This window comes from Photorhabdus caribbeanensis (assembly GCF_018448885.1).
In the GTDB taxonomy this organism is placed as follows: Bacteria; Pseudomonadota; Gammaproteobacteria; order Enterobacterales; family Enterobacteriaceae; genus Photorhabdus; species Photorhabdus caribbeanensis.
This window is the reverse complement of the sequence record NZ_RCWB01000074.1, coordinates 1-5,093: the sequence shown is the minus strand read 5'-3', so window position 1 is coordinate 5,093 and position 5,093 is coordinate 1. Positions and strand designations below refer to the sequence as shown.

6 protein-coding genes and 2 pseudogenes are annotated in these 5,093 nt (G+C 46.2%); 4 read left to right on the top strand and 4 right to left on the bottom strand.

The window, feature by feature from the left end; genetic code table 11:
* The 3 genes from tnpB to EAE90_RS22750 all read left to right on the top strand — a co-directional run.
* Nucleotides 1-230: IS66 family insertion sequence element accessory protein TnpB (gene tnpB, locus EAE90_RS22760; protein ID WP_214052042.1), on the top strand; the 230-nt coding region annotated here is incomplete at its 5' end.
* Between the two features lie 325 nt (nucleotides 231-555).
* Entirely contained in the window at nucleotides 556-1,584 is a 1,029-nt protein-coding gene (locus tag EAE90_RS22755; RefSeq protein ID WP_422616014.1) for an MFS transporter, read from the top strand.
* A gap of 159 nt (nucleotides 1,585-1,743) precedes the next feature.
* Nucleotides 1,744-2,043, top strand: coding sequence for an alpha/beta hydrolase (locus EAE90_RS22750; RefSeq protein ID WP_214055400.1), 300 nt, complete (start codon nucleotides 1,744-1,746; stop codon nucleotides 2,041-2,043).
* Here EAE90_RS22750 and EAE90_RS24535 read toward each other — a convergent pair.
* Nucleotides 1,988-2,277 (bottom strand): annotated as a pseudogene (locus EAE90_RS24535) (RNA-guided endonuclease InsQ/TnpB family protein); the annotation flags it as partial. The gene EAE90_RS22750 and the pseudogene EAE90_RS24535 sit on opposite strands and share 56 nt — an antisense overlap.
* A 43-nt stretch (nucleotides 2,278-2,320) precedes the next feature.
* On the opposite strand from EAE90_RS24535, the pseudogene EAE90_RS24090 reads away from it, so the two are divergent.
* Nucleotides 2,321-2,515 (top strand): annotated as a pseudogene (locus tag EAE90_RS24090) (alpha/beta hydrolase); the annotation flags it as partial.
* A 226-nt stretch (nucleotides 2,516-2,741) separates the two neighbouring features.
* Here EAE90_RS24090 and EAE90_RS22745 read toward each other — a convergent pair.
* From EAE90_RS22745 to EAE90_RS22735, 3 genes are all read right to left on the bottom strand, one after another.
* Complete coding sequence (locus tag EAE90_RS22745; protein ID WP_214055399.1) at nucleotides 2,742-3,482, bottom strand: SDR family NAD(P)-dependent oxidoreductase; 741 nt, start codon at nucleotides 3,480-3,482, stop codon at nucleotides 2,742-2,744.
* 685 nt (nucleotides 3,483-4,167) lie between these two features.
* Nucleotides 4,168-4,908: an SDR family NAD(P)-dependent oxidoreductase gene (locus tag EAE90_RS22740; protein WP_214055398.1), complete on the bottom strand. Its 741-nt coding sequence runs from the start codon at nucleotides 4,906-4,908 to the stop codon at nucleotides 4,168-4,170.
* The coding region (locus EAE90_RS22735; protein WP_214055401.1) for a hypothetical protein at nucleotides 4,892-5,093 on the bottom strand (202 nt) is incomplete at its 5' end. The genes EAE90_RS22740 and EAE90_RS22735, both read right to left, overlap by 17 nt.

The window sequence follows — 5,093 nt, the reverse complement described above, 5'->3', positions numbered from 1 at the left end:
ACGAAGCCGCTTTTGTTTTCTGCAATAAGGCCCGCTCCCGTCTCAAGGTGTTGCGCTGGGACCGACACGGCGTCTGGCTGTGTACCCGCCGTCTGCACCGGGCCCATTTTGTCTGGCCGAAGCAGGGCGAGCGCAGCTGGGTCATGACGCCCGCCCAGTTTGACTGGCTCATCCGCGGCATTCACTGGCAACAGGTCGAGGGGGATGACCTGTCCGGCTGGCGAAGTTAATTCTGCCGCCCCGGTCACACTTTTACCGGATAACGACGGGGAATTATCCGGTACATTGTCGGTATGACGCTCAATGACTTAATCGCGCTGGATGACCCCGGCCAGTTCCGCCTGCGGGCACTGGCGCTGCTTCAGCAACAATGAAAACTGTTGATATTGATGTAAGACCATACACGCATTCAACGCAGCCTCTGCATGGGGAGCGGTTTTTTCGATGGCTCTCTGTGTTGTTGTATTGATTGCGTCAGAATTTATGCCCGTCAGCTTGCTAAGAAGTCCAATCGCACAGGATTTGCAGATGAGCCAGGGGCAGGTGGGTTAGGCTATTTCAGTTGCAGGCTTTTTTGCCGTGCTGACCAGCCTGCTGAATACTCCCTTGACAGGTAAATTCGACCGGAAAAAAGTGCTGCTGAGTTTCACGCTGCTTCTGACGACATCCGGAGTGATTGTGACACTGGCTGCTAGTAATGTGGAGTTCATGGTCGTACGGGCTTTATTGGGCATCGCTATTGGTGGTTTCTGGTCAATGGCGACGGCGACTGTGATGAGGCTGCTTCCACCTGATTCTGTTGCGAAAGGGCTGGCTCTGATAAACGGTGGCAATGCGCTGGCAGCGACCATTGCAGCCCCACTAGGCAGTTTTTTGGGACAGTATATTGGCTGGCGAGGCGCTTTTTTTATGGTAATCCCACTTGCCATACTGGCGGTTGCCTGGCAATGGCGGAGGATTCCTGCAATGGAAGCCAGTAAAAAAAACGAAGTAGTCAATCCATTCAGGTTGCTGAAAAGAACGCAGGTTGCTCTGGGTATGGTTGGCATCATGTTGTTATTCATGGGGCAGTTCGCTGTTTTTACCTATCTGCGGCCGTTTCTGGAAACGATTACTGGCATCAGTGTTACTGAATTATCCCTCACGCTCCTTCTGTTGGGTGCTAGCGGTTTGGTTGGAACATATTTCATCGGATTGTTATTGAAAAAACGGTTGTTTGCTTACCTGATTGCTATCCCTCTCGCGATGGCAGTGGTTGCGGTAGTCCTTACCATTTTCGGAAATTCTGGCATAGCGGTTGCGGCGTTACTGGCAACTTGGGGATTAGTCGCCACGCCAGCACCGGTTGCTTGGGGACTCTGGTTGAGCCGCGCACTGCCGGATGATGCGGAAGTTGGTGGTGGCCTGATGGTCGCGACTATTCAGCTAGCTATTACGTTAGGAGCCAGTTTCGGCGGAGCGATGTTTGATGTCATGGGTTGGAAAATCCTCTTCGTCTTTGGCGCGGTATTACTGTCGTTATCTGCCATTTTTACCTGGGCTGCGCAACGTTCAGCCCATCCAGACGTTATTGCTCATGGGTAAACATGGGCAATAGCAGAGAAAAATGTACTGATTTTTATATTTCATTAAAGGCAAATATATGAACATGAAAAAGATAGTTTCAGCAATAGCTCTGAGTATGATGTTATCAACATCGGCAATAGCATCTGCCACGGATACGCTGGCCTGGGATAAAACATTATGCGCAAAGCGATTAAAGTAATTCACCAGAAGGTATCGTTCTATAACCGTCTGGGAATTAATCTGGTTGCCGATATGTATATTCCAAGAAACTTGGATATGTCGAAAAAGCACCCAGCTATTATTGTTGGTCATCCTTTTGGGGGCGTCAAAGAGCAGAATTCAGATTTATACGCCCAGTCAATGGCAGAGCGTGGTTTTGTCACTCTGGCTTGGGATGCATCCTATAACGGCGAGAGCGGTGGTGAACCTCGTTCGATTGCCGGAACTTTATCCATCCGAGTCCGGAAGGAAGCCTGACTCGGCGATTTTCAAGGAGACAATATTTTTCAAAATTGACGAACCGGATTGAATCCCTGCCGTCATTTTTTCGTTTCCATACAGGCACTTTCGCTGCCAGTGTTTTATCGAAGCAACGCCGCCATGCCCCATGTCAGTCTTTCAGTTTTTGTTGAAGGTTATCGGTGTAAGCTTCCTGTAAGAAAGCGTATTTCGGTGTTTTTTTCCATCCCCCGTGAGCATGCGGTTGAGTTCATGCAAAAATACACAATTAATCGTTCACGACATGCCGCCTTTCTCGCCCCGTCCGATTCTGTTCATTGCGGGTGAGAAAGCTAATTCCCGTTATTTCAGCGAGGATGCTTACAAATTGGCGGCTGAGCCTAAGGAACTTTACATTGTTTCCGACGCATTGCATGTGGACTTATATGATCGGACGAAATTCATTCCATTTGACAAGATTACATCATTTTTCACTCACAACTTGAAATAAGATAATAACAAACCAAAGGCGCCTTTAGTTCCAGGCCGCTGATAAACCGCGTTTAAAATCGCGAGGTTCGTCAGCGGCCTGAATACTCTTTTTATAACAGGCATCAACAATGTGGATCATATCAGCCGTATTACGCCTAGAGGAGGCTACAGCCTGCTTTGCCCAGTTTTAATATGATTCAGAGCGGAATGATGATGCTCCGTTAAACTCTGAGATATTACGGAAGTTATTGTGCGGCGTATCCACCATCAACGAGGTGGTAACTACCGGTAATGAAAGACGCATCCTGAGATAGTAGGAAGCAGGCTAGTGCGGCGACTTCATCTGGTGTTCCGCAGCGGCCGATAGGATGATCATTGATCATTTCTTGGACTACATTGGTGTCGAGCCTGGATAACATTGGTGTGTCGGTGCAAGCGGGCCCGACGGCGTTAATCCGGATCCCTTGTTTTACATACTCCAGCGCGGCAGTCTTTGTCATGCCTAGTAATGCATGCCCGGCTGCTGTGTATGCAATCAAGTTGACGAGACCAACACTACTTACGGCCGCGGCCATGTTAACAATCGCACCACCGCCGGAAGCCAACATTGCGGGGATCTCGTACTTCATTGAGTACAGCACACCGTGCATGTTGGTGTTGATGACTTGATGCCAATCATCTAACGGATAGTCTGCGGTCCGATGGAGCGAGCCGGATATCGCTGCGTTGTTGACTGCCAGGTGCAGTGCTCCAAAGGTCTCTACCGTTTGGGCCACTAAGCGCTCTACCTCAGACGCTTGGGTGACGTCGAACTGAATAGCGATAGCATTATCAAGGTCATTGGCAAGGGCTTGAGCTGCGTTGCCGTCGATATCGGCTACGACAACTTTTGCGCCGTTTGCCGCTAGTCTGCGGCAGATTGCCGCACCAATACCCATTGCACCGCCGGTAACGATTGCCACCTTATTGTTAAAATCTAAAGTCATATATTCTACTCCTGTAAGTGATATAAATTAATTAGTTTGAGTTGGTTTTTTCCTATTTACGTTAATGATATTATTTTATTGTCGTAAAATAATATCTGATAAATTTTTTTTCAACTAATCTGATATTATTTTGTGATTTGGTATATTGGATGATTTTGTGAATATTGAATAAGTTGTATTTTTAGTTAATATTGTGCCAGTTTTTTTAGAATGTATGGTTTATTTTTAGATAGTGATCAAAATAAAATTTTTTATAATTAAAGTTAATTTTTTGTTTAATCTTGTTTGATGTTTTTTTAATAATTTTTTTTGGTATTAATGGGAGTGAAATAAAGTATAGTCTGATTTAGTATTCATGTATAATAAATGCAGATAACAGTTTCGATTTTAATGGTGAAATTCATTATTTACTAATGAAAATTGTATAAAATGAAAGGGAATTATTTATAAAATAGAAACCAAAATGAAATGTCGTATTTAGAATTACAAATTGATAGTTAAATGGTCAATTTGTTACAAACAATCTAAATATATTTTGCTCTGAAAAGTTGATACGGACAAAGCGACAATAATCTCTTCGTCGGGCTTATTGCGGCTAAAGGAGGCCACTGTCTGCTTTGCCCAGTTTTAATATGGCTTAGAGCGGAATGATGATGCTCCGTTAAACTCTAAGATATTAAGGAAGTTAATGCGCGGTATATCCACCATCAACGAGGTGGTAACTACCGGTAATGAAAGACGCATCCTGAGATAGTAGGAAGCAGACGAGTGCAGCGACTTCATCTGGTATGCCGAGACGGCCGATAGGCTGATGCTTGAGCATTTTTTGGACTGTATTGGTGTCGATCCTAGACATTAATGGTGTGTCGATGCAACCGGGCCCGACGGCGTTAATCCGGACCCCTTGTTTTACATATTCCAGTGCGGCAGTTTTTGTCATGCCTAGCAACGCATGCTTGGCTGCTACGTATGCAATTGAATTGGTGAGACCAACACTACTTGCGGCCGAGGCCATGTTAACAATTGCACCACCGCCGGAAGCCAACATCGCGGGGATCTCGTACTTCATTGAGTACAGTACACCGTGCATGTTGATGTTGATGACCTGATGCCAATCATCTAACGGATAGTCTGCGGTCTGATGGAACGAGCCGGCTATCCCTGCGTTGTTGACTGCCAGGTGTAGTGCCCCAAAGGTCTCTACCGTTTGGGCTACTAAGCGCTCCACTGCGGACGCTTGGGTGACGTCGAGCTGAATGGCGATAGCCTTATCAAGGTCATTGGCAAGGGCTTGAGCTGCATTGCCGTCGATATCGGCTACGACAACTTTTGCGCCGTTTGCCGCTAGTCTGCGACAGATTGCAGCACCAATACCCATTGCACCGCCAGTAACGATTGCCACCTTATCGTTAAAATCTAAAGTCATATATTCTACTCCTATAAATGATGCGGAATAAGTTCATACTATCCTTGACTGTCCGTGATATACCCGTGCTCATTGAAACTGCTTGATTTTCGCCCAAATGAGGTTCATGGTATCCGTCATGAAAATATTCATTACCGATGAACAAAAAGCCGAACTTGAACACCGCCATCACACCTGCCGTGATA